Source organism: Bradyrhizobium sp. CCBAU 53415 (assembly GCF_028128735.1).
Taxonomy (GTDB): Bacteria; Pseudomonadota; Alphaproteobacteria; order Rhizobiales; family Xanthobacteraceae; genus Bradyrhizobium.
In genome coordinates this window covers 470,369-490,952 of the sequence record NZ_LBJF01000023.1, presented here as the reverse complement: position 1 = coordinate 490,952, position 20,584 = coordinate 470,369, and the positions used below count along the sequence as shown (strand labels likewise).

At 63.9% G+C, this 20,584-nt stretch carries 19 protein-coding genes and 1 pseudogene; 10 read left to right on the top strand and 10 right to left on the bottom strand.

What is annotated here, in order from left to right; genetic code table 11:
* Nucleotides 1-6 precede the first annotated feature (6 nt).
* The 7 genes from XH87_RS18205 to XH87_RS18175 all read right to left on the bottom strand — a co-directional run bounded on the left by XH87_RS18205 (nt 7) and on the right by XH87_RS18175 (nt 8,106).
* Complete coding sequence (locus tag XH87_RS18205; protein WP_035702228.1) at nt 7-1,287, bottom strand: lipoprotein-releasing ABC transporter permease subunit; 1,281 nt, start codon at nt 1,285-1,287, stop codon at nt 7-9.
* 73 nt (nt 1,288-1,360) lie between these two features.
* The gene (gene proS, locus XH87_RS18200; protein ID WP_271588320.1) at nt 1,361-2,680 is read right to left on the bottom strand and encodes a proline--tRNA ligase; all 1,320 of its coding nucleotides are present in this window, start codon (nt 2,678-2,680) and stop codon (nt 1,361-1,363) included.
* A gap of 247 nt (nt 2,681-2,927) precedes the next feature.
* Nucleotides 2,928-3,464: a copper chaperone PCu(A)C gene (locus XH87_RS18195; RefSeq protein WP_271588319.1), complete on the bottom strand. Its 537-nt coding sequence runs from the start codon at nt 3,462-3,464 to the stop codon at nt 2,928-2,930.
* Nucleotides 3,465-3,492: 28 nt separating this feature from the next.
* A complete protein-coding gene (locus tag XH87_RS18190) occupies nt 3,493-3,990 on the bottom strand; it encodes a TlpA family protein disulfide reductase (protein ID WP_271588318.1) in 498 nt (165 codons plus the stop codon).
* On the bottom strand, nt 3,987-5,198 hold the full coding sequence (locus XH87_RS18185) for a sialidase family protein (protein WP_271588317.1): 1,212 nt from the start codon (nt 5,196-5,198) through the stop codon (nt 3,987-3,989). Before XH87_RS18185 ends, XH87_RS18190 begins: the two co-directional genes overlap by 4 nt.
* 26 nt (nt 5,199-5,224) lie before the next feature.
* The gene (locus XH87_RS18180) at nt 5,225-7,633 is read right to left on the bottom strand and encodes a TonB-dependent receptor family protein (RefSeq protein ID WP_271588316.1); all 2,409 of its coding nucleotides are present in this window, start codon (nt 7,631-7,633) and stop codon (nt 5,225-5,227) included.
* 95 nt (nt 7,634-7,728) lie between these two features.
* A complete protein-coding gene (locus tag XH87_RS18175) occupies nt 7,729-8,106 on the bottom strand; it encodes a DUF2946 domain-containing protein (RefSeq protein WP_271588315.1) in 378 nt (125 codons plus the stop codon).
* 498 nt (nt 8,107-8,604) lie between these two features.
* Between XH87_RS18175 and XH87_RS18170 the strand changes: the two are divergent.
* The 4 genes and pseudogenes from XH87_RS18170 to XH87_RS18155 form a co-directional block, all read left to right on the top strand.
* Nucleotides 8,605-8,879: pseudogene (locus tag XH87_RS18170) on the top strand (globin); the annotation flags it as partial.
* Nucleotides 8,880-9,031: 152 nt separating this feature from the next.
* Complete coding sequence (locus XH87_RS18165; protein ID WP_271588314.1) at nt 9,032-10,054, top strand: sugar ABC transporter substrate-binding protein; 1,023 nt, start codon at nt 9,032-9,034, stop codon at nt 10,052-10,054.
* A gap of 50 nt (nt 10,055-10,104) precedes the next feature.
* Nucleotides 10,105-11,607 (top strand): sugar ABC transporter ATP-binding protein, encoded by a 1,503-nt coding sequence (locus XH87_RS18160; protein WP_271588313.1) that lies wholly within the window; start codon nt 10,105-10,107, stop codon nt 11,605-11,607.
* Between the two features lie 12 nt (nt 11,608-11,619).
* Nucleotides 11,620-12,648, top strand: coding sequence for an ABC transporter permease (locus XH87_RS18155; RefSeq protein WP_271588312.1), 1,029 nt, complete (start codon nt 11,620-11,622; stop codon nt 12,646-12,648).
* A 64-nt stretch (nt 12,649-12,712) separates the two neighbouring features.
* On the opposite strand, the gene XH87_RS18150 is transcribed toward XH87_RS18155, so the two are convergent.
* Nucleotides 12,713-13,729: an ABC transporter substrate-binding protein gene (locus tag XH87_RS18150; RefSeq protein ID WP_035702212.1), complete on the bottom strand. Its 1,017-nt coding sequence runs from the start codon at nt 13,727-13,729 to the stop codon at nt 12,713-12,715.
* 100 nt (nt 13,730-13,829) lie between these two features.
* Here XH87_RS18150 and XH87_RS18145 point away from each other — a divergent pair, with 100 nt between their 5' ends.
* From XH87_RS18145 to XH87_RS18120, 6 genes are all read left to right on the top strand, one after another.
* The gene (locus tag XH87_RS18145) at nt 13,830-14,492 is read left to right on the top strand and encodes a TetR family transcriptional regulator (protein ID WP_035702266.1); all 663 of its coding nucleotides are present in this window, start codon (nt 13,830-13,832) and stop codon (nt 14,490-14,492) included.
* Between the two features lie 68 nt (nt 14,493-14,560).
* Complete coding sequence (locus XH87_RS18140) at nt 14,561-15,331, top strand: ABC transporter permease (RefSeq protein WP_271588311.1); 771 nt, start codon at nt 14,561-14,563, stop codon at nt 15,329-15,331.
* A 26-nt stretch (nt 15,332-15,357) separates the two neighbouring features.
* Nucleotides 15,358-16,395: an NAD-dependent epimerase/dehydratase family protein gene (locus tag XH87_RS18135; RefSeq protein ID WP_271588310.1), complete on the top strand. Its 1,038-nt coding sequence runs from the start codon at nt 15,358-15,360 to the stop codon at nt 16,393-16,395.
* Nucleotides 16,382-17,200: a GNAT family N-acetyltransferase gene (locus tag XH87_RS18130; protein WP_271588309.1), complete on the top strand. Its 819-nt coding sequence runs from the start codon at nt 16,382-16,384 to the stop codon at nt 17,198-17,200. The genes XH87_RS18135 and XH87_RS18130 overlap by 14 nt, the downstream gene beginning before the upstream one ends.
* A gap of 6 nt (nt 17,201-17,206) precedes the next feature.
* The gene (locus tag XH87_RS18125) at nt 17,207-18,262 is read left to right on the top strand and encodes a dihydrodipicolinate synthase family protein (protein WP_271588308.1); all 1,056 of its coding nucleotides are present in this window, start codon (nt 17,207-17,209) and stop codon (nt 18,260-18,262) included.
* Complete coding sequence (locus XH87_RS18120; protein WP_158670768.1) at nt 18,250-19,032, top strand: ABC transporter ATP-binding protein; 783 nt, start codon at nt 18,250-18,252, stop codon at nt 19,030-19,032. The genes XH87_RS18125 and XH87_RS18120 overlap by 13 nt, the downstream gene beginning before the upstream one ends.
* 24 nt (nt 19,033-19,056) lie before the next feature.
* Here the strand turns inward: XH87_RS18120 and XH87_RS18115 are convergent, their stop codons facing one another.
* Nucleotides 19,057-20,148 carry a TRAP transporter substrate-binding protein gene (locus XH87_RS18115; RefSeq protein WP_271588307.1) on the bottom strand — a complete coding sequence of 364 codons (1,092 nt, stop codon included), beginning with the start codon at nt 20,146-20,148 and terminating at the stop codon, nt 19,057-19,059.
* A 122-nt stretch (nt 20,149-20,270) separates the two neighbouring features.
* Nucleotides 20,271-20,528 (bottom strand): hypothetical protein, encoded by a 258-nt coding sequence (locus XH87_RS18110; protein WP_027572180.1) that lies wholly within the window; start codon nt 20,526-20,528, stop codon nt 20,271-20,273.
* Nucleotides 20,529-20,584: the final 56 nt, after the last annotated feature.

The window sequence follows — 20,584 nt, the reverse complement described above, 5'->3', positions numbered from 1 at the left end:
AGCCCCTCACTCGTACCGCAGCGCTTCGACGGGATCGAGACGCGCGGCGCGCCACGACGGATAGAGCGTCGCCAGGAACGACAGCGTCAGCGCCATGACCACCACCGCGGTGGTCTCGCCGACGTCGATTTCAGCAGGCAGTTTCGACAGGAAATAGAGTTCCGGCGAGAACAATTCGGTGCTGGTCAGCCAGGACAGGAATTGCCGGATCGATTCGATGTTGAGGCAGATCACGAGGCCGACGAAGAAGCCGACCAGCGTCCCGACCACGCCGATCGAGGCGCCGGTGATCAGGAAGATCCGCATGATCGATCCTTGCGAGGCGCCCATCGTGCGCAGGATCGCGATGTCGCTGCCCTTGTCCTTCACCAGCATGATCAGGCCGGAGACGATGTTGAGCGCCGCGACAAGAACGATCATGGTCAGGATCAGGAACATCACGTTGCGCTCGACCTGGAGCGCGTTGAAGAAAGTCGAGTTTCGCTGCCGCCAGTCGACCAGGAAAACCGGCCGGCCCGCAGCCTCCGTCACCGCCTTGCGGAAGGCGTCGATCTTGTCGGGGTTGGTGGTGAACACCTCGATCGAGGTGACGTCGTTGCTGCGGTTGAAATAGGCCTGTGCTTCGGCAAGCGGCATGAACACGAAGCCGAGATCGTATTCGGACATGCCGATCTCGAACACCGCGACGATCTTGTACGGCTTGATCCGCGGCGTCGTGCCCATCGGCGTCACAGCGCCCTTCGGCGCCACCAGCGTCACGCTGTCGCCGGCATGCAGCGACAGCTGGTCGGCGAGGCGCCGGCCGATCGCGACGCCCTGCCCTTCGTCAAAGCCCTCGAGCGATCCCTGCTTGATGTTCTTGGCGATCGAGGTGAGGTTGTTGAGATCGTCGGAACGGATGCCCCGCACCAGGACGCCAGAGGCGTTCCACGGCGATGATGCGAGCGCTTGGCCGTCCACGACGGGCGCTGCGAGACGAATGCCATCGACCTGACTGATGCGCTCGGCGACATCCTTCCAGTCGGTCAACGGCGATTCCAGCGGCTGGACCAGGATGTGGCCGTTCAGCCCCAGGATCTTGTCGAGCAGCTCCTTGCGGAAGCCGTTCATCACGGCCATGACGATGATCAGCGTCGCGACGCCCAGCATGATGCCGAGAAAGGAGAACCCGGCGATGACCGAGATGAATCCCTCCTTCCGCCGCGCACGCAGATAGCGCGCCGACAGCATCCACTCGAATGGCGCAAAAGGCGCGGTTTGCACGGTTTCGGTCATGGTCTCATCCATCGCTCGATAATCCCATGATTCGGGGTCAATTGTGGCCGGATTGGCGGCCGCGATATCGCGCGATGAACAATATTCAGCCGACCAGGCGCGCAACCGCGTCGGCGGGCGACATGGTCTCGCGGGCGCCGTCGCTGCGCCGCTTGATCTCGACCTTGCCGTCGGCGAGCCCCTTCGGCCCGATCATGATCTGCCAGGGGATGCCGATCAGGTCGGCGGCGGCGAACTTGGCGCCGGCGCGCTGATCGGTGTCGTCGTAGAGCACGTCGACGCCCTTGGCCGTGAGCTCAGCATACAGTTTCTCGCAGGCCGCATCGACGGCCGCATCGCCCTGCTTGAGGTTGAGGATCGAGACGCGGAACGGCGCCACCGCCTCCGGCCATTTGATGCCGGCATCGTCGTGGCAGGCCTCGATGATGGCACCTAACAGGCGCGAGACGCCGACGCCGTAGGAGCCGCCATGGATCGGCACATCGACGCCGTCGGGGCCTGCCACCAGCGCCTTCATCGGCTCGGAATATTTGGTGCCGAAATAGAAGATCTGCCCGACCTCGATGCCGCGAGTGTTCACTCGCTTGTCCGCGGGCACTTCCCGCTCGAAGCGCGCGCCGTCGTGGACGTCCTCCGTCGCCGCATAAAGCGAGGTCCATTGCTTGATGATCGGCGTCAGGTCGCCCTCATAGTCGACATCCTCGCCCGGCACTGGCAGGTCGAGCACGTCGCGATTGATGAAGACGCCGGATTCGCCGGTTTCGGCGAGCACGATGAACTCGTGGCTGAGATCGCCGCCGATCGGGCCGGTCTCGGCGCGCATCGGGATCGCCTTCAGGCCCATCCGCGCGAACGTCCGCAAATAGGCGACGAACATCTTGTTGTAGGCGACGCGCGCCGCGGCCTCGTTGAGGTCGAACGAATAGGCATCCTTCATCAGGAACTCGCGGCCGCGCATCACGCCGAAGCGCGGACGCTGCTCGTCGCGGAATTTCCATTGGATATGATAGAGATTCAGCGGAAGGTTCTTGTAGGACTTCACGTAGGCGCGGAAGATCTCGGTGATCATTTCCTCGTTGGTCGGCCCGTACAGCAGCTCGCGCTTGTGGCGGTCGGCGATGCGCAGCATCTCCGGGCCATAGGCATCGTAGCGGCCGCTCTCGCGCCAGAGATCGGCGAGTTGCAGGGTCGGCATCAATACCTCGATCGCGCCGGACCGGTCCTGCTCCTCACGCACAATTTGCTCGATCTTCTTCAGCACGCGGAAGCCGAGCGGCAGCCAGGCATAGATGCCGGCGGCCTCCTGCCGGATCATGCCGGCGCGCAGCATCAGCCGATGCGAGACGATCTCCGCCTCTTTCGGGTTTTCCTTCAGGATGGGCAGAAAGAAACGCGACAACCGCATGGGAATACTCTGGGAATCAGTGATCGTCCGCAGTGAAACCGGATTGAGAGCGAAAACACAAGACCGGGAATGAGGAAAAGCCGCTAACGCGGCGAAATTCCTTGTCATTTTTCCGTCGACTTCAGGTTCAGGTTGAGCCGCCGCGGCGCTCCTTTGCGGCGGCGGCCCAATCGCCTCCAGCGTGACCCGCTCGAAATCGGTCAACAGCCCGTCGATCCGCGCGCGGGCGCGGCCGGCCGGATTAGTCTCACTTCATCTTCATTCCCGAGTGATCCGGCATTTTCTTCATGTCCATGTGACCCGAGTGTCCGGCGTCGCCCGGCGCCTGCGCGCCGACGCCCTGGACGTCGAGAGAGACGGCGACCTTGCCGGCCTTCTCGAATTGCAGCGTCACGGGCACCTTGTCGCCCTGCTTGAAGGGGCCCTTCAGCTCCTGGAGCATCAGGTGATAGCCGCCGGGCGCGAGCTTCACCGTTTTGCCGGGATCGATCGCCAGCCCCTTGTCGAGCGGACGCATCTTCATCACACCGTTGTCCATCGCCATCTCGTGGATCTCGGCCTTCCCCGCGATATCGGCGGACACGCTAACCAGCTTGTCGGCCGCCGTGCCCTTGTTCTCGATGGTGAGATAGCCCCCGGCGACCTTGGCGCCGCCCGGCGTCGCGCGGCTCCACGCCTGCGAGATGACGAGATCGCCGGCCTTGACGTCGTCGGCGGCCGCCGGTGCTGCGCAGAGCGCAAAAGCAAACGCAGCGAGCAGCACATCTTTCAGTCTTGCCTTCATATCGGTATTTCCTTTTGCAGATTGAACTTCAGTGTTTGGAGAGTTGCTGCGCCGACCATTTCTCCAGGTCGGACATTTCGGCGGAGCCTTCGATCGTCGTGATGCTCCCGTCCCGAGAGATGAGCATCGTCCTGGGGATGTCGCCCTGCCAGGCAGGATCGATCTCGAACCGCAAGCGCTCGACAAAGCCGTCGTTGAAGATGAAGTTCTCGGTCGACGACAGTCCCGCCTTGTCGAGCATCGATTGCGTCGCGGCCGGCAAATTTGGCACGAGGTCCGCGCTGACCGTGACGACATCGACGTCAGGATGATCCTTGGCAAACTGCCCGAGCAGCGGTAGCTCGACCTTGCAGGGGCCACAGGTCACGCCCCAGAAATGCACGAGCACGGGGCGGCCGGCGTGCCCCTTGAGGACACCTTGCCAGGTGCCGCGTTCGAACGGCTTCAGAGCGGGAGATGCGCCGAGCGCAGCCGCCGACGCGATCAGAACGACAAGACTCGCAATGCCTGCAAATCGAAATCTCATGGCTGGTCCTCGATAGCTGTAAGCCGATAGCCGTCCGCCTTCGTCATCCATGACAGGTAGGTCTGCTTGCCATTGGAGACGAGCAAGGGGTGATCGGACGTGTCGGTCGTGCTCGATATCGTCTTCGGCGGCGACCACGTTTCGCCGTCATCACGGGAGATCGTCATCTGGACCGAGGTCTTCTCGCCATCGAACTCCTTCCACACCATCACCGTCCCGGCCGGGCCCGCGAGCACGAAGGGGCGCGTCGGATTACGATCCGGCCGCCCCAACGCCATCGGCGCAGAGAACGTGCGACCTTCGTCGCGCGAGTGGGCGTAGAACAATCCCTTGCGAGCCTTCCCGTTCGTGTACCAGGCGACGTGATAGGTTCCGTTCGGCGCAACCGTGAGGCTCGGCCCGTGGTGCGGGCAGGCATTGATCTGCCAGTCGTCGTTGCTGACGCGATGGATTTCCCCTGGCGTCGAGACGTCGGTGAATGTCATGATCGCGTGATCGCGCACGCCGCCATCGAAGATGTTCCTGAAAATCACGGCCGGCCGCCCGGGCGCCGCGAACGTCAGCCCCAATCGGCAGCACTCGCAGGTGCCGTCACGCGCGAGACTGGCCTCGGTGTAGGTGGCGCCGCCATCGCGAGACGAGGCAAAGAACAGCGCTGCTCCCTCATATTTCCGTCCCGCCTCCCTTGCGGGAACACGATTGCGTTTGTCGAGCCAGGCTGCAAAGACGGTTCCGTCCTGATCGAGCGCCAGCGCTTCGAAACGCTGGCTCTCGTTGTTGGCGGTGATGGGCTTCAGCTCGGCGAAGCTCCTTCCGTCATCGGCCGAACGCGTGTAGAGCACCTGGCCGTTGAAGGCTTCGTCCCTGAAGATCGAGAACGCAACGACAATGCCGCCCTTGCGATCGACCACGATCTTCGGCCGCGCATCCGGCCCCCAGTCAAGGTTCAGCCGCTTCGTCGTGACCTGGATGGGGACCGAGAAATTGCGGCCCGCATCCTGCGAACTCGCGACCGAGACCTGCCCTCCCGCCATCCAGACCAGCCACAGCGTTCCGTCCGGAGCGAATGCGGGCGTCGCCTTGGTTGCGCAGCGCAGCGTCGGCTCTTCACACGCCGCTTCGGACGCATGCGGAGCTCGCATCTGTCCGAGCGCCGCACCTTGCAGGAATGCGAGAGCGACGATCCCAAGCAGGCCAGTTCGGATCATGGCCCTATTCCCTTCGAGAACCCGGATCATTTGAACGCCACCTTCATACCCGCAACGAAGGCGCGCGGCGAGCCGGCATAGATCGATCCTGTGGTGTTTGCGAGCACACTCGCAGGATTTTGAAGGCCGGCCGCCGTCACCGTGTTGGCGATGTTGTTTGCCGAAGCGATGTAGGTCCGGTCGAGTACGTTCCTGACCTCGAGAAACAGATTCAGCGATCTGAAGGTGTCCGACACCAGATCGGTCTTGTAGTGAACGTTCAAATTGACCAGCTCATAGCCGGGTGCCTTCAGCACATTCGCATTGTCCATGTAGAAGGAGTCCTTCCACTGCAGTTCGACAAAGCCTCCGAGACCTGCAAGCGGCCCGGCGAACTCGTCATATCCAATTCGGGCCGTCAGCTCGTTGGGGGAGATGCCGGGAATCTTGTTACCTGCCCGGTTGAAGCTGAACACGGCGCCATTGGTGATGTTCTCGATATACTCGGTGTAGACCTCGTCGAGATAGGTGTACGCCGCCGTGAACCGCCAGCCGGGATAGAACTTCCAGTCGGCGGCCAGCTCGATGCCGCGATGCTCCGATCGCGGCACGTTGAACGTATAGGTCGCGTTGCTCGCGCTGGGATTGCTGGCGGCCTGACTGACCAGCTCATTTCGGAAAAATTCGTAGAATGCCGTCGCGCTCAGCTTGACCGCATTGCTCGGCGTCCAATCGAAGCCGAGATCATAGCCGACATTGGTTTGCGTCTGGAGCTGAGTGTTGTTGCCGAAATCACCGTTCGGAAGAACGAACAGATTCGACACCTGCGGCGTTCCGTATCCGGTCGCGACCCGTCCGCGAAACTGCCATTCTTGATTAAGTCTGTAGAGCAGCGCCAATTCGGGCGCCGTGTTCTCAATCCTGCGGTTGACGGCGGTGGGCGTAGGTATCGTCGCGACTGGAACGTTGATCGTGTTGTATTTGTAGAGCGTATTAACGCCCTTCAGAATGGTGGTTTCCCACCCAATTCCAGCGATCGCGGTCAGGTCCGGAGTAAGCTTCAGCTCCTCCCGCGCCCGTATCCCGTAATTGGATGTATCGCTGTAGGTGTTGGCCGAGATCAGTCCCAGCGTGGCGTTTCCGCCCGGCATGACGTTGCGCGTATCGCTCGACGCCACGAGCGTATTGTACCAGGCGCCGACCAAAGTGGTGGACTCCATGCCGAAGATTTCACCGCGCTTGGTGACGTCGCTCATGTAGTTGTACGAGGGGAAATCGCCTATGGCGCTGGTCGCGCCGGTGGGCTGGCTGATGTTCCTGTCGTCGAACACGAACTGGTTCCGCCACGTCATCGTGTTATCGAAGTCGTGCTCCCATCGTGCTCCGACAATGGTTCGTCGATCGTTTCGCCCGAGACCGGCTTGGGTCGCCGTCTCGATGTCCTTGCCACCGTTGAAGCCGTTCCTGAAGAGAGACACGGTCGGACATCCGGCTGCCGCCGTTGCACCGGTCGTACACCCCTGCTGGAACGGATTGATGTAGAACTGGTTCAGCGACTGGCGAAGCGGGAGCCGCGCGCTGAGGTCGTTGTTGATGATCTTGACCGTGAAACGATCGTCCGGCGTCGCCTTGAGCGTGCCGAGGAAGTTGACGGTCTGCGTATTGAACCAGCTGTTGCCGATATAGCCATCGCCCCGCACGTCGCTCGCGAACAGCGAGCCCTCGAAATTACCGACCTTCTTGCCGGCGGCGAGGTAGTTGTTGAGATAACCGTAGCTGCCGCCGTCGACGCCATATTCGACGCCGTCGATCGTGCCGCCCGGCCGCGTTCGAAAATTGAGCGCACCGCCGGTCGCATAGTTGCCATAGAGCGCCGATGAAGGTCCCCGAATCACGTCGATCGCGCCATAGGCGTGCGGATCGATCAGGTCGCTGCGCGACAGGCCGTCCGGCTGCGTCACCGGGAAGCCGTCCTCGAAGATCACGAGATTGCGGATGGCGAAACCGTTCCGGGCGTTGGAGCCACGAATCGAGATGCCGAAATCGCGCGGGCCGTTGCCCTGCTTGATCGAAATGCCTGGACTGTCCCGCAAGACGTCGCTGACCGAAAACGCCGGGCGATTGTCGAACTGGCTGCGATCGATGGTCGTCGCGGTCTGGCCGGCCGGGGACTGATTGAGACCAGCCCGCGCTGCGCCGGCAGACTCGGCCAGGTTTTGGGCCGGCGGGCTGGCAACCGCGTTCTGCGCAACGGGTCTGGCCGCGCGTCCCGCTGAAGCTGAGCGCAGTCGCGATGGCCGGGTGATTGGTTGGGGACGAGAAGGCTGCGGCGCCTCAACGGTCACCGCGGGAAGCGCTTCCGAGGCGCCTTGGGCCAGCGCGTCTGAGCCGATCGAGGACACCAGCCCGCAAAGCACGGGCAGGCTCGCGCGGCTGATCGCACGAATGCGTAACATCTGTTGAATTCCTGACATCCGGCACATCGGCCGGTCCATTGAGCACGCCACCGGCACGGCAACGGCGCGCGCCAATGGTTCGATTTGTCGCTACGTCAGGAAAATCGAGGGGGCGCGCGAGCCTGGGCGCTCACGACCGTATAGGAGGCGATGGCGGACACATCCGCCGCAAGCCACACCACACGTTCGGCGTGACGGAAGGGAGTGGCGAGAGCAACCTGCGGCGGCGAATCGAGCGTCGCGTTGGCCTGGGCCAGGCAACAAAGGGCACAGGCGCCGGCATGCGCGGTCGGCGTGCCCGTCGGATTGTTCGGACCGCCGCCCTGCTCGCCCGCACTGTGGCAGATAACGGCGGCGGAAAGCGGATCGGCCATAACCTGGCCGGCCGACCAGCACGCGGCAATCGGCGCCAGCACCTGCATCACCAGCGCGAGCAGGACGATCGGAAGATATTTTCGCAGCCGTGCGCGCATTCGCCGAACCATTCGTTCCCTGCTAGCTTAAACACCCCGCTGGTTCCGAGTCGAGGGAACTTCGGCGGCCTTCTTGTCCCAGGACAAATGTCGGCAGATTCGGACCGGAGCGCCCTACGAAAGGCTCGGACCCAACCATTCGAGGCAATCCAGAGCGCCGACCGTCCACAGATTTCTTTTATTTGTCATACACTTATCGGAAGACAGCCCGATCATTTCGTCAGCTGCTCGAATTTTGAACATTCGTTGCCGAAAATGATGACAAGTGAGAAAAGTTGATTTAGCATTCCTCTTGCTCAGGCTGACCGCGAGGTCGAAGTCTGGTGGTCCAAGTCTCGGGAGGAGCCCCTGGCGCGCAAAACGCAGCGTCGCCCCGTCAATCAAGAGCAAATCTTAAGATCGGGGATAATAGGGTCGACACAATTTTCGAGCGGGGCCAGGGCCCCGCTCTTTTTTTGTCCGCGCGGCTGAACTCTCGATGAACGCGGCCCTCATCCAATCGAAGACGGCTTCGAACGCGCGACCGCGCGCTGCGCCGATCTCACGCCGCTTGTCCGTCAACGTCTGTTCGAATTGCATCCGCAAAACGCAGGGCGACGTTCCGCTCGGACGGCAGCGACCTCGTGAAGGGATCGATGCCCGCATTGACGATTGAAGCGATCCTCGACCTCGCCGGCGAGCGCGGCGGGCATTTCCGGCTGATCTCCTGCGAGCTCGCCTCGCGCGATGCTCACGAGACGCCGCGCGAGCTGTTCATCGCGTTCTTCGCCGTCGCTCCGGCCTGATGCTTTGCGCTGCACCAACACTGGCTGCGGCGATCCCGCGGTTGATTGCAGATTGAGTGCCAACAACTCTTGTGAGAGACTTTCGGGCATCGGTCGCGCAAGCAATGACGCGCCGACGACAAGATACATGGGAGCGAGCGATGTCCGGGACGAAAGATTTCTCGACGACGAGGCGCGATCTTCTTCAGGCGGCTGCGACCGCCGGCGCCGCAACTGCCATCCTCGGCAGCATGGGCATAAACCCCGCAATTGCAGCCGCGGTCGGACGCAGCGAAAAGCCGCTGAAGGCGGCCTTTTCCAACGCAGGCCTGCAGGCGACCTGGTGCGCGCAAGGCAAGCAGGCCGCGGAATTCTGGGGCAAGCTGTTCAACGTCGAAGTCACCTGGTTCGACGGCCAGCTCGATGCGGTGAAGCAGCGCGCGGCGATCGACAACATGGCCTCGCAGAAATGGGACTTCGTCGCGATCCAGGCCTTCGGCATCGGCACCCTCACCCAGCCGGTGCAGAAGATGATCGACGCCGGCACGCCCGTCATCGACATGGACACGCTGATCGCGCCGCTCGACCAGATCAACGTCCACTCCTTCCTCGCCCCCGACAACGAGTTCATGGGCGCGTCCGTGACGCAGGCGCTGTGCAACGCGATGGGCGGCAAGGGCAAGATCATCATGACCCAAGGCGCGCTCGGACACACCGGCGCACAAGGACGCGCCAAGGGCTTCAACTCGGTGGTCAAGCAATTCCCCGGGATCGAGGTGCTCGACACCCAGCCGGCCGACTGGGACGTCTCCAAGACCGCCCGCCTCTGGGAAACCTACCTGACGAAATACCCGCAGATCGACGCGGCGTTCTTCCACAATGACGACATGGCGCTCGCCGCAGCCAACATCATGAAGGCGCGGGGCCGCACCAACATCCTGATCGGTGGCGTCGACGCCATGCCGCCGGCGATCCAGGCGGTGAGCGAGGGTCGCATGTTCGCGACCGTGCGCAATCCGTCCTGCCGCATCCATGGCGGCGCCATCATCGCGGGCGTCTCCGCCGTGGTCGGCGGCGAGAGGAGCGGACAGGGAATCCCCAAGAACGTCGTCACCGACGGCCCGGTCGTGACCAAGGCCAACGCCGCCGGCATGCAGTGGATGCAGGATCACTTCCTGATCTGAGCCTCCAAGATCTGAGCCTCCAAGATCTGAACTTTAAGATCTGAACTTTTATGCCTGCGGGACAGCAACCCATCCTGGAACTCCAGGGCATCACGAAGAGCTTCGGCGGCGTCGAGGCGCTTCGTGGTGTCGACTTCGCGCTCTATCCCGGCGAGATCCATGGTCTCGTCGGCGAGAACGGCGCCGGAAAAAGCACGCTGATGAAGATCATCGCCGGCGTGCACACCGAGTTCTCCGGCCGCTTCCTGATCGACGGCCGGGAAACACATTTCCGCTCGGCGCGCGATGCGCACGCCGCCGGCATCGCCATGGTGCATCAGGAGCTCAGCGTCGCACCCGACCTCACCGTCGCCGAGAACGTCTTCCTGGGCAATCAGCCGACCAACGCCCTCGGCCTCGTCCAATGGCGGCGGATGGCGCGCGAAGCGGGCGAGCAGCTCGCCCGCTTCGGCATCGACGTCGATCCGATGTCCCGGCTCGGCGATCTCCCGATCGGGCTGCAGCAGCTGATCGAGATCGCGCGCGTGCTATTCTCCGGCGCGCGCATCGTCATCCTGGACGAGCCGACCTCCGCCCTCTCCCCGCCGGAGGTCGAGCGGCTGTTCGCCACTCTCCGGCGGTTGCGCGAGGGTGGCACCAGCATCGTCTTCATCTCGCATTTCATCGAGGACATCCTGCTCGTGTCCGATACGGTCACCGTGTTCCGCAACGGGCGGAAGGTTGCGGAGACGACAAGCGCGGCGACCAGCAAGGGCGCGCTGATCGAAGCCATGATCGGCCGCGGCGGCGAAGCGCTCGAGCACAGCTACACCGATGACCTGATGCTGCCGCAGCCGAGCGACAGCCCGGTCATCCTGAAGGTGGACCAGCTGTCGTTGTCCCGCAGCCTGAAGGACATCTCGTTCGAGGCCCGCGCGGGCGAGGTGCTCGGCATCTACGGCTTCATGGGCTGCGGCCAGCAGGAACTGTCGCGCGTCCTGTTCGGCAAGCTGAAGCCGGATGGCGGCACGCTGGCGGTCGAGGGCTCGCCGAGAACCTTCGCCAGCACGGCGGCGGCGCGGCGCGCCGGCGTGGCACTGGTGCCGGAGAGCCGGCGCGACATGCTGTTTCACCAGGAGCCGGTCTACAAGAACATCTCGATCGGCATCCTCGATCGCATCTCCGCGCTGCTGCTCAAGCCGACTGAGGAGCGCGATATCGCGAAGCGCCAGGTCGAGCAGCTGCAGATCCGGCCGCCGGTGGTCGGCCTCGATCTCGGCATGCTCTCGGGCGGCAACCAGCAGAAGGTCGCCCTGGCAAAATGGCTCACCTATCCGCCCAAGCTTCTCGTGCTGTGCGAGCCGACCCGCGGCATGGATGTCGGCGCCAAGAACGACGTCATCAACATCGTCCGCGACCTCCGCGCCAGAGGGCTTGCGATCATCGTGCTGTCGACCGAGCCGGAAACGGTGCTGTCGCTGGCCGACCGCATCCTCGTGCTCAAGCGCGGCGCGGTGGTGCGGGAATTTTCGAACGAGCCGGTCAGCAAGGACCGCCTGCTGGAAGCGGCGTGACGGAGAAGCACAATGGCGAGCAGTGAGACGGCTTTGGCGGCGGGACAGCGGGCGCGCGGGCTGGCGCCTTTCCTGCGCTCGCAGATGCGCAACATCGCACCATTCCTCACCCTGATCTTCCTCTCCGCCTTCTTCGCCTTCGCCAGCCCCTCCTTCGCGACACTCGACAATCTCGGCAACATCCTGACGCAGGTGTCGGTCACCGGCATCATCGCGGTCGGCCTCACCTTCGTGATCCTCTGCGCCGAGATCGACCTCTCCATCGCCAGCATCGCCAACGTCACCGGCATCGCCGTCGCCTACTTCACGCTGCAAGAGTCCTACGTCAACATCGCCAATATCCCCCTGCCCGGCGCGGTTGCGATCATCCTGTCGATCCTGCTCTGCGCCCTGCTCGGCCTCGTCAACGCGCTGGGGCTGACCGTGATCGGCATCCCCTCCTTCATCATGACACTGGCGATGATGCAGATCGCGGCCGGCATCTCCGCGCTTCTGGTGCGCGGCCAGATCGCCTACAAGGTGCCCAGCCTGATCACGACGCTCGGCTCGGGTTCGATCGGCGGCATCCCCTGGATCGTCATCGTCGCCGCAGTCATGCTGCTCGGCGGCCATCTGGTGCTGACCTACACGCGCTTCGGCCGCTACGTCTACATGGTCGGGGGCAACCGCGAGGCGGCGGAATATTCCGGCCTCAACGTCAAGCTCATCCTTGGCGCCGTGATGGTGATCTCCGCGGTGTGCTCCGGCATCGGTGGCATGCTCGGCGTCGCCCATTTCGGCAGCGCGCAGCAGAACGAGTTCGACACCTATTTGCTCGACTCCATCGCCGCCGTCGTCGTCGGCGGCACCAGCCTGTTCGGCGGCCGCGGCGGCATCGGCAACACCATCGTCGGCCTGTTCGTGCTCGGCGTCCTCAACAACGGCCTCGACCACGTCAACATCGACAGCTTCCTGAAGATCCTGATCCGTGGCCTGATCCTCTTGGCGGCGCTGGTCATCAATGTCTATGCGCAGCGCTTGAGGGAAAAGGCGGCGGAGTAAGGCCGCTGGAGAAGCGGCCATCTCAGGGGGACGGAAGACGGAGTAGCGCGCCCGCGCGCAGGTCCTACTTCTTCACCTTGCTCGCATCCATCTTGATGCTGGGATCCAGCATCTTGGTCGTGAACGCGGTCGTCACGTCGAACGGCTTCTCCATGCCGAGATAGGTCTGGACCAGCTCGTAATCCTTCTTCATCCGCTCGCCGTCGATCCAGCCGAGACCCTTTGTGGTCGTGAACTCGTCCGTCATCAGGAACTTGATGCGCTCCCACTGGCGCTCCTGGTTCGCTTTGTCGAGGCCGGAGACCTGATCGAGCAGCGCCTTCAGGCAGGGCGTGACGTCGGCGACGCAGGCGGCAAAGGCCTTCTGCGTGACGCGGACGAAATCCTCGACGACCTTCGGGTTCTTCTGCAAGTAAGCGCCGTTGACGATCAGCGAGTTGCCGTAAGGATTGAGCCCGATGTCCTTCCAGTTGAGGTAGCCGAGATCGCCTCCGAACTCGATGACCTTCAGGTCGTGCTCGTTGTAGAAGTCGCTGATGATGTCGACGGTGTGGCTCTTCAGCGCCGCGATCTTCGCGGTCGGTCCGACATTGACGAAGCCGACGGAGTCGGGCGCAAGCCCCGCCGCCTTGGCAAAGGCCGGCCACATCACCCGCGAGGCATCGCCGGGGGGATTGCCGATCTTGTGGCCCGCGAAGTCCTTCACCCCGTTCACGCCATAGCTCTTCAGCCAGTAGAAGGTCTGGCCGGTGTTGGCGTAGACGCTCATCACCGCGACGGTGTCGGCGCCCTTGCTCTTGGCCACCAGCATGGTGGCGAGATCGGCGACGCCGAACGGCGAGCCGCCGGAGCCGACCTTGGCGGCGGAGACGCCGGAGCCCTTGCCGGTCTCGATGGTGAGGTCGATCCCCGCCTTCTCGTACCAGCCCTGCGCCTTGGCGAAATAGTACGGCGAGTGATCGGCCGTCGGCGTCCAGTTCAGGATCAGATTGACGGCTTCACCCGCATGCACGGGCACCGCCGGCACACCGAGCCCGAGAGCCAACACCAGGGCCGAGCCCGCCGCCTGCAAACGCTTCATCGCATCTCTCCTCATTGCCGCGACCCGGCTTGTCGCTCTCCCCTTGTGAGGATACCAATGCAACAAGCCCGCCCTCCAATTGTCAACTGTTTGGTTGGAAATGCCCGCAAAACGATCTGGCGACACCGTGCCGCAGCGCCGCGACCCCGTCGCCACCCGCAAGAAGCTCCTGACCGCGGCGCGCCAGGAATTCGCCCGGCACGGCCTTGCGGGCGCCCGTGTCGACGAGATCGCCGAGCGCGCCGGCGTCAACAAGCAGCTCGTCTACCACTATTTCGGCGACAAGGACGCGCTGTATCTCGCCGTGCTCGAATGGGTCTATGAGGACATCCGCGAGCAGGAGCGCAGGCTCAATCTCGAAGGCCTGCCGCCGGAGAAGGCGATCCGCAGGCTGATCGAAGCATCGTTCGACCACCTGGCGGCAAACCCTGATTTCATCGTGCTCTTGAACGACGAGAACCGCGGCGGCGCCCGTCATGTCCGCGGCTCGACCCGGCTGGAAGCGATGCACTCGCCGCTTGTCAAGAGCGTCTCCCACATCCTCAATGAGGGGGTGCGCTCGGGCGTATTCCGCAAGGGGATCGATCCCGTCCAGCTCTATATCTCGATTGCGGGCCTCAGCTACTTCTTCTTCTCCAACACCCCGACGCTGTCGGCGATCTTCGGCAAGGACCTGTCGAGCCGCGCCCAACGGCGCGCCCGCCGGCGGCACGTCGCCGATCTGGTGCTCCAGTCGCTCCGGCCTAATCAACCAACTGGTTGAAACTTCCTTCAAGTCCGGCTAGGCTTGCGACCGGCGGCAGGGTGGCCGCAGGCAACAGGGAGCAATCGGTGGGTGGAGACGGGACACGCAGCTGGCGCAGCTTTGCGGTCATCCTGATCGTGCACCTCGCCGTGCTCGTGCTGTGGCAGGTTGCGGTCGACGCCTTCCAGGTGCCGAAATTCATCCTGCCCTCGCCGCTCGCGACAGTTCAGACATTGGGAACCACGGACTATGCCTGGGGCGCCAACACGCTGGTGACGGCGGTCGAGATCCTCGGCGGCTTCGCGCTCGGCGCCTTCGTCGGCGTCGCGCTTGCGGTGATCTTCAGCTGGGCGCCGCTGCTCAGCCTCGTGCTGCTACCGCTGTTCGTCACGCTGAACATGATCCCGAAGGTCGCGCTCGGCCCGCTCTTCATCGTCTGGTTCTCCTACGGCATCGTGCCGAACATTCTGATCGCATTCAGCATCTGCTTCTTCCCGATCCTGCTCACCACCGCGCGGGGCCTGCGCGAAGTCGAGCCTGACCTGCTCGATCTCGTCAAATCGCTGCGCGGCTCGCGCTGGACGCTGTTTCGCAAGATCCAGCTGCCGGGATCGCTGCCTTACGTGTTCTCCGGCATGAAGGTCGGCGCCATCCTGGCGGTCGCCGGCGCCATCGTCGGCGAGTTCATCGCCTCCGAGCGCGGGCTCGGCTACCTCATGATCCAGGTGCAGTCCTCGCTCGACACGCCCGCGATGGTGATGGCCGTCGTGCTGCTGACACTGCTCGGCGTCGCTCTTTATGGCCTGGTGCTCGCGCTCGAACGCATGTTCGTGGTCGGCGACGCAAGACAGACCTGACAACGGCAGAACCAAGGACCAAATCCATGCTGCTCACCCGCCAGACGCTGCCGAAGACCATTCCCGACATCGCTGCGCTGGACGACCTCCTGTGCCGGCCGAGCCAGGCGCTGATCGACGACATAGAGAAGGTCGAGGGCGACATCATGATCCTCGGCGTCGCCGGCAAGATGGGCCCGACGCTGGCAGGACTTGCGAAGGCCGCAGCGCCCGATCGCCGCATCATCGGCGTCGCCCGCTTCAGCGACGCCGGCGTGAAGGACTGGCTGCACGCGCGCGGGATCGACACGATCAATTGCGACCTGATGGACGAGACGGCGATTGCGGCACTGCCGAAGGCGCCGAACATCGTCTTCATGGCCGGCCGCAAGTTCGGCGCTGAGGGCGATCTGTCGCTGACCTGGGCGATGAACGCGCATGTCCCGGCGCTGGTCGCGCAGGCTTTCCCCTCCTCGCGCATCGTGGCGTTCTCGACCGGCTGCATCTATCCGTTCGTCCCCGTCGACGGCAAAGGCGCGAGCGAGGACATGGCGCCGAACCCGCCCGGCGAATACGCGCAGTCCTGCGTCGGCCGCGAGCGCATGTTCGAATATTTCTCGCGCAGGTTCGGCACGCCGGGGCGGCTGTTCCGCCTCAACTACGCGATCGACATGCGCTACGGCGTGCTGCACGACATCGCGACGAAAGTGCTGACGGGAACACCGATCGACGTCAGCCTCGGCCATGTCAATTTCATCTGGCAGGGCGATGCGTCCTCTCAGGCGCTGCGCTGCCTGGCGCATTGCACGACGCCGACCTCGCCAATCAACGTCAGCGGCCACGAGATCCTCGCGGTGCGCGATCTCGCGGCGAAGTTCGGCGCGAGGTTCGGCCGCGCGCCAGTGCTGACAGGCAAGGAGGAACCGACCGCGTGGCTGACCGACACGTCGAAGGCGGTCGAACTGTTCGGCCTGCCCGTCGTTGACACCGACCAGCTGATCGCCTGGACCGCGGATTGGGTCTCTCGTGCCATGCCTAGCCTCGGCAAGCCCACCAAATACGAGGTGCGCGATGGTCGCTACTGACGGGCCGCGCATCGTCCGGCTCGGCGTCGAGGACGCCGCGGCGGGCCTCGTGCTCTCGACCGAAGCGCACTGGAACCAGACGATCGAGGACTGGCGCTTCTTCCTGAGCGAAGGCTTCGTGTTCGGCATCCGCGACGGCGCACGGCTGGCCGCAACCGCGGCGCTGCTGCCCTATTCCGGCAACAATGCGTGGATCAGCATGGTGCTGGTGACGGAAAGCCATCGCCGCCGCGGTCTGGCCACGCAGCTCGTCGATGCCTGCCTCGATACGGCCCGCAAGGAGAGGCTGACGTGCTGGCTCGATGCGACGCCTGACGGCGTCAAGGTCTACGGTCCGCTCGGCTTCATCCCGACTTCGCAATTGCGCCGCCTGAAGCTGGTGAGCCCCGGCCATGCGGGCACGATGCCTGCGCCGGCGACGCTGGACGCGCTCTGCTTGCGCGATCTCCGGGCCACGGGATTGGATCGAACCGCCCTGTTCTCCGCCTTCGCGCAACGGTCTGGTTCGCGCGTCGTGGCGGGTGACGGGTCGATCGCCCTGGTACGGGACGGCCGAACAGCGCGTCATATCGGGCCCCTCTTTGCGGATGACACCGCCGCCGCCCTGAACCTGGTCGATGCGATCGCATGCTCGGAGACCGGACCGGTGCTGCTCGATGCCGTCGCTTCCAGCGGCGCGTTCCTGGACGGCCTCTCCGTCGCCGGCTGGACCATCGAACGCCCCTTCCAACGCATGCGTCTCGGCTCCGCCACCGCCATGGCCGGGGAAATGCCATTCGCAGTCGCCGGCCCCGAATTTGGATAGGACATCATGCACCACAGCCAGATCAACAGCGACGTCCGCAAGCTGATCGCAGACGGCACCGTGCTGCCGGCGCATCCCCTCGCGCTGACCGCCGAGCGACAGCTCGACAGGACGCATCAGCGTGCGCTGACGCGCTATTACGTCGACGCCGGCTCGGGCGGCCTTGCGGTCGGCGTCCACACCACGCAATTCGCGATCCGTGACGTCGGCCTCTACCGTCCCGTGCTCGAGCTCGCCGCCGAGACCGCAGCACACTGGACCAGGCGGCCGCTGGCACTGGTCGCGGGCCTGGCCGGCCCCACGCGGCAGGCAATTGCCGAGGCCGGCACCGCACGCGACATCGGCTATCATGCGGGCCTGCTCAGCCTCGCCGCGATGAAGAGCGCCTCCGAGGACGAGATCATCGCGCATTGCACGTCCGTGGCCGCCGAAATTCCGCTGGTCGGCTTCTACCTGCAGCCGGCCGTCGGCGGCGTCGTCCTGTCGAGCCGGTTCTGGCAGCGCTTCGCCTCGATCGACAACGTCATTGCGATCAAGATCGCGCCGTTCAACCGCTACAGAACTCTCGACGTGCTGCGCGGCGTCGCGGCCGCCGGCGCACTCGACCGCGTCGCGCTCTACACCGGCAATGACGACCACATCCTGCTCGACCTGACGCTGCCGTTCGATCTCCGCGACAAGGGCGTCACCACCCGCACCTACTTCAAGGGTGGCCTGCTCGGCCACTGGTCGGTCTGGACCGCGAGCGCCATCAGGCAGTTCGAACGCTGCAAGGCAGCGCGGCACAAGGAGGCCGTGTCGGCCGACCTGCTGGCGCTCGATGCCCGCGTCACCGACTGCAACAGCGCCTTCTTCGATGTCGCCAACCATTTTCACGGCTGCATCGCCGGCTGCCACGAAGTGCTGCGGCGCCAGGGCCTGATGAAAGGCTTGTGGTGCCTCGATCCGAACGAAGGACTCAGCCCCGGCCAGAAGGAGGAGATCGACCGCGTCCGCCGCGAGCACGCCGACCTCAGCGACGATGCCTTCGTCGCCGCAAACCTCGGCAAATGGCTGGCATGAGCTCAGACCCCTTCATCAGCCTGCAAGGCGTGCGAAAAGTTTATCGCAGCGGCGGCGCGGAATTTCTCGCGGTGTCCGACGTCACCATGGACGTGCAGGAAGGCGAGCTGGTCTCGCTGGTCGGCCCCTCCGGCTGCGGCAAGACCACGGTGATGAAGATCCTGGCCGGCCTGCATGGCGCCGACGGCGGCACCGTCAGGATAGGCAATGCCAGGAGCCCGTTCGATCCCAGCCGCGACATCGGCATGGTGTTCCAGCAGGCCTTGTTGCTGAAGTGGCGCACGATCCTCGACAACGTGCTGCTGCCGGCTGAGATCGTGGGACTGCCGATGAAGGCCGCGCGCGAGCGGGCGCGCGACCTGCTCAACCTCGTCGGGCTCGCCGGCTACGAGCAGAAATATCCGCAGCAGCTGTCCGGCGGCATGCAGCAGCGCACGGCGATCGCGCGCGCCTTCATTCACGATCCAAAACTGATCCTGATGGACGAGCCGTTCGGCGCGCTGGACGCGCTGACCCGCGAGCAGATGAATCTGGAGATGCTGCGGATCTGGCGCGAGAGCGGCAAGACCATCATCTTCGTCACGCACTCGATCCAGGAAGCCGTCTTCCTGTCCTCGCACTGCGCCGTGCTGACGGCGGGCCCGGCGAAGATGGCCGACTATTTCGCGATCGACCTGCCCTTCCCGCGCGACCTTCCGCTGAAGACGACGGATGCGTTCGGTGCCTATGCAAGGCGCATCTATGCGAAGCTGGGCTTGGGCGCGGCGTGAGACACCGCGCCCCCGTTGTTGCGCTCAGGTCTTGTTGCGCATCTTGCTGAGCAGATAGTTGTCGTAGAAGTTCTCGGCGATCTGCGTGTAGAACAGCAGCTCCTTCATATACGCGTCGTGGCTCTCCTTGGTCCGCTTGAACAGGTCGCTCTTGGCGGCGAGCTCGTTCAGGTGGTCCTGGGTCGCGTTGTAGCAGGCCTCCAGCACCGGCTGCGGGAACGCCTTCAGCTCCGCGCCGTTGGCGATCAATCGCTTCAGCGCGGCAGGATTCACGCTGTCATACTTTTCGAGCATCCAGGCGCCGGCCGCCGTGCCCGCCTGGTTGATGATCGCCTGATATTGCTTCGGCAGCGAAGCCCATTTCTCGTCATTGACGATCATGTGCAGCATGGCGCCGCCTTCCCACCAGCCCGGGAAATAGTAGTACTTGGCGACCTTCTGGAAACCGAGCTTCTCGTCGTCATAGGGACCGACGAACTCGACCGCGTCGATCGTACCCTTCTCCAGTGCCGGATAGATGTCGCCACCCGCGATCTGCTGCGGGACAACCCCGAGCCGTGCCAGCACGTGGCCGCCCATGCCGGCGATGCGGAATTTGAGACCCTTGAGGTCGTCGACGGTCTTGATCTCCTTGCGGAACCAGCCGCCCATCTGCGTGCCGGAATTGCCGCAGAGGATTGCATGCGCCTTGAAAGGCTTGAGCGCCTCGTTGGTGAGGGCAGCGCCGCCGCCGAAGTGCCACCACGATTCCTGATGGCGATGGTTCATGCCGAACGGCGCGCCGGTGGCATAGGCGAGCGCCGGCTCCTTGCCGATGTAGAAATAGAGCGGGGTCTGCGCCATCTCCACCGAGGCGGTGCTGACGGCATCGAGCGCCTGCAAGCCCGGAACGATCTCGCCGGCCGCAAAGGTCTGGATCTGGAATTTGTTGTCGGTGGCCTCAGCGATGTATTTCGCAAAGATCTGCGCCGTGCCGTAGATGGTGTCGAGCGACTTCGGGAAGCTCGAGGTCAGACGCCATTTGATCTCGGGCGCGCTCTGCGCGATCGCGGGTGCAGCAACCAGCGTCGTGGCGCCGGCGACTGCGCCGCCCCTGAGGAATGTACGGCGTTTCATGATGTGGACTCTCCCTGGAAGTAAGTTTCAAACATATGGGCTTTGTGGCGACGGCCTTCGCTGACCGTTGCCCGTTCCTATAGCGGAGTTCAAGTTGCGAGGAGAAGGCCTGTACGGAACTCTCAGAGCAGCTTTGCGCTCACGAACAGCGCGCGGACGGCGTTGGTCGCCTGCACCGCCAGCATGGCGTTACCGGCGGCGCCCTCCAGAGCCGCGATGGCGTCCTCGTGCAGGGAGCGAAATTCCATCCACTCGACCGACTTGAAGTTGGTGAGGAATTGATAGGCCTGACCGACGGTCGCGATCGCCAACGTGTCACCGTTCAGCTTGATCTTGAACGTCGTGCGCAGCGGGGTTTCGGAACTTGATGGATCACTCATGGGCTGCTTCTGGACGAGGACGGCTTAACGAAGGGGAAACGGCAGCCCCGCCGTCG

Bases quoted from the DNA above. Each gene is read 5' to 3' on its own strand.
- XH87_RS18205 (WP_035702228.1), bottom strand. From the start codon at position 1,287: ATGGATGAGACCATGACCGAAACCGTGCAAACCGCGCCTTTTGCGCCA.
- proS (WP_271588320.1), bottom strand. From the start codon at position 2,680: ATGCGGTTGTCGCGTTTCTTTCTGCCCATCCTGAAGGAAAACCCGAAA.
- XH87_RS18195 (WP_271588319.1), bottom strand. From the start codon at position 3,464: ATGAAGGCAAGACTGAAAGATGTGCTGCTCGCTGCGTTTGCTTTTGCG.
- XH87_RS18190 (WP_271588318.1), bottom strand. From the start codon at position 3,990: ATGAGATTTCGATTTGCAGGCATTGCGAGTCTTGTCGTTCTGATCGCG.
- XH87_RS18185 (WP_271588317.1), bottom strand. From the start codon at position 5,198: ATGATCCGAACTGGCCTGCTTGGGATCGTCGCTCTCGCATTCCTGCAA.
- XH87_RS18180 (WP_271588316.1), bottom strand. From the start codon at position 7,633: ATGTTACGCATTCGTGCGATCAGCCGCGCGAGCCTGCCCGTGCTTTGC.
- XH87_RS18175 (WP_271588315.1), bottom strand. From the start codon at position 8,106: ATGCGCGCACGGCTGCGAAAATATCTTCCGATCGTCCTGCTCGCGCTG.
- XH87_RS18165 (WP_271588314.1), top strand. From the start codon at position 9,032: ATGTCCGGGACGAAAGATTTCTCGACGACGAGGCGCGATCTTCTTCAG.
- XH87_RS18160 (WP_271588313.1), top strand. From the start codon at position 10,105: ATGCCTGCGGGACAGCAACCCATCCTGGAACTCCAGGGCATCACGAAG.
- XH87_RS18155 (WP_271588312.1), top strand. From the start codon at position 11,620: ATGGCGAGCAGTGAGACGGCTTTGGCGGCGGGACAGCGGGCGCGCGGG.
- XH87_RS18150 (WP_035702212.1), bottom strand. From the start codon at position 13,729: ATGAAGCGTTTGCAGGCGGCGGGCTCGGCCCTGGTGTTGGCTCTCGGG.
- XH87_RS18145 (WP_035702266.1), top strand. From the start codon at position 13,830: ATGCCCGCAAAACGATCTGGCGACACCGTGCCGCAGCGCCGCGACCCC.
- XH87_RS18135 (WP_271588310.1), top strand. From the start codon at position 15,358: ATGCTGCTCACCCGCCAGACGCTGCCGAAGACCATTCCCGACATCGCT.
- XH87_RS18130 (WP_271588309.1), top strand. From the start codon at position 16,382: ATGGTCGCTACTGACGGGCCGCGCATCGTCCGGCTCGGCGTCGAGGAC.
- XH87_RS18125 (WP_271588308.1), top strand. From the start codon at position 17,207: ATGCACCACAGCCAGATCAACAGCGACGTCCGCAAGCTGATCGCAGAC.
- XH87_RS18120 (WP_158670768.1), top strand. From the start codon at position 18,250: ATGGCTGGCATGAGCTCAGACCCCTTCATCAGCCTGCAAGGCGTGCGA.
- XH87_RS18115 (WP_271588307.1), bottom strand. From the start codon at position 20,148: ATGAAACGCCGTACATTCCTCAGGGGCGGCGCAGTCGCCGGCGCCACG.
- XH87_RS18110 (WP_027572180.1), bottom strand. From the start codon at position 20,528: ATGAGTGATCCATCAAGTTCCGAAACCCCGCTGCGCACGACGTTCAAG.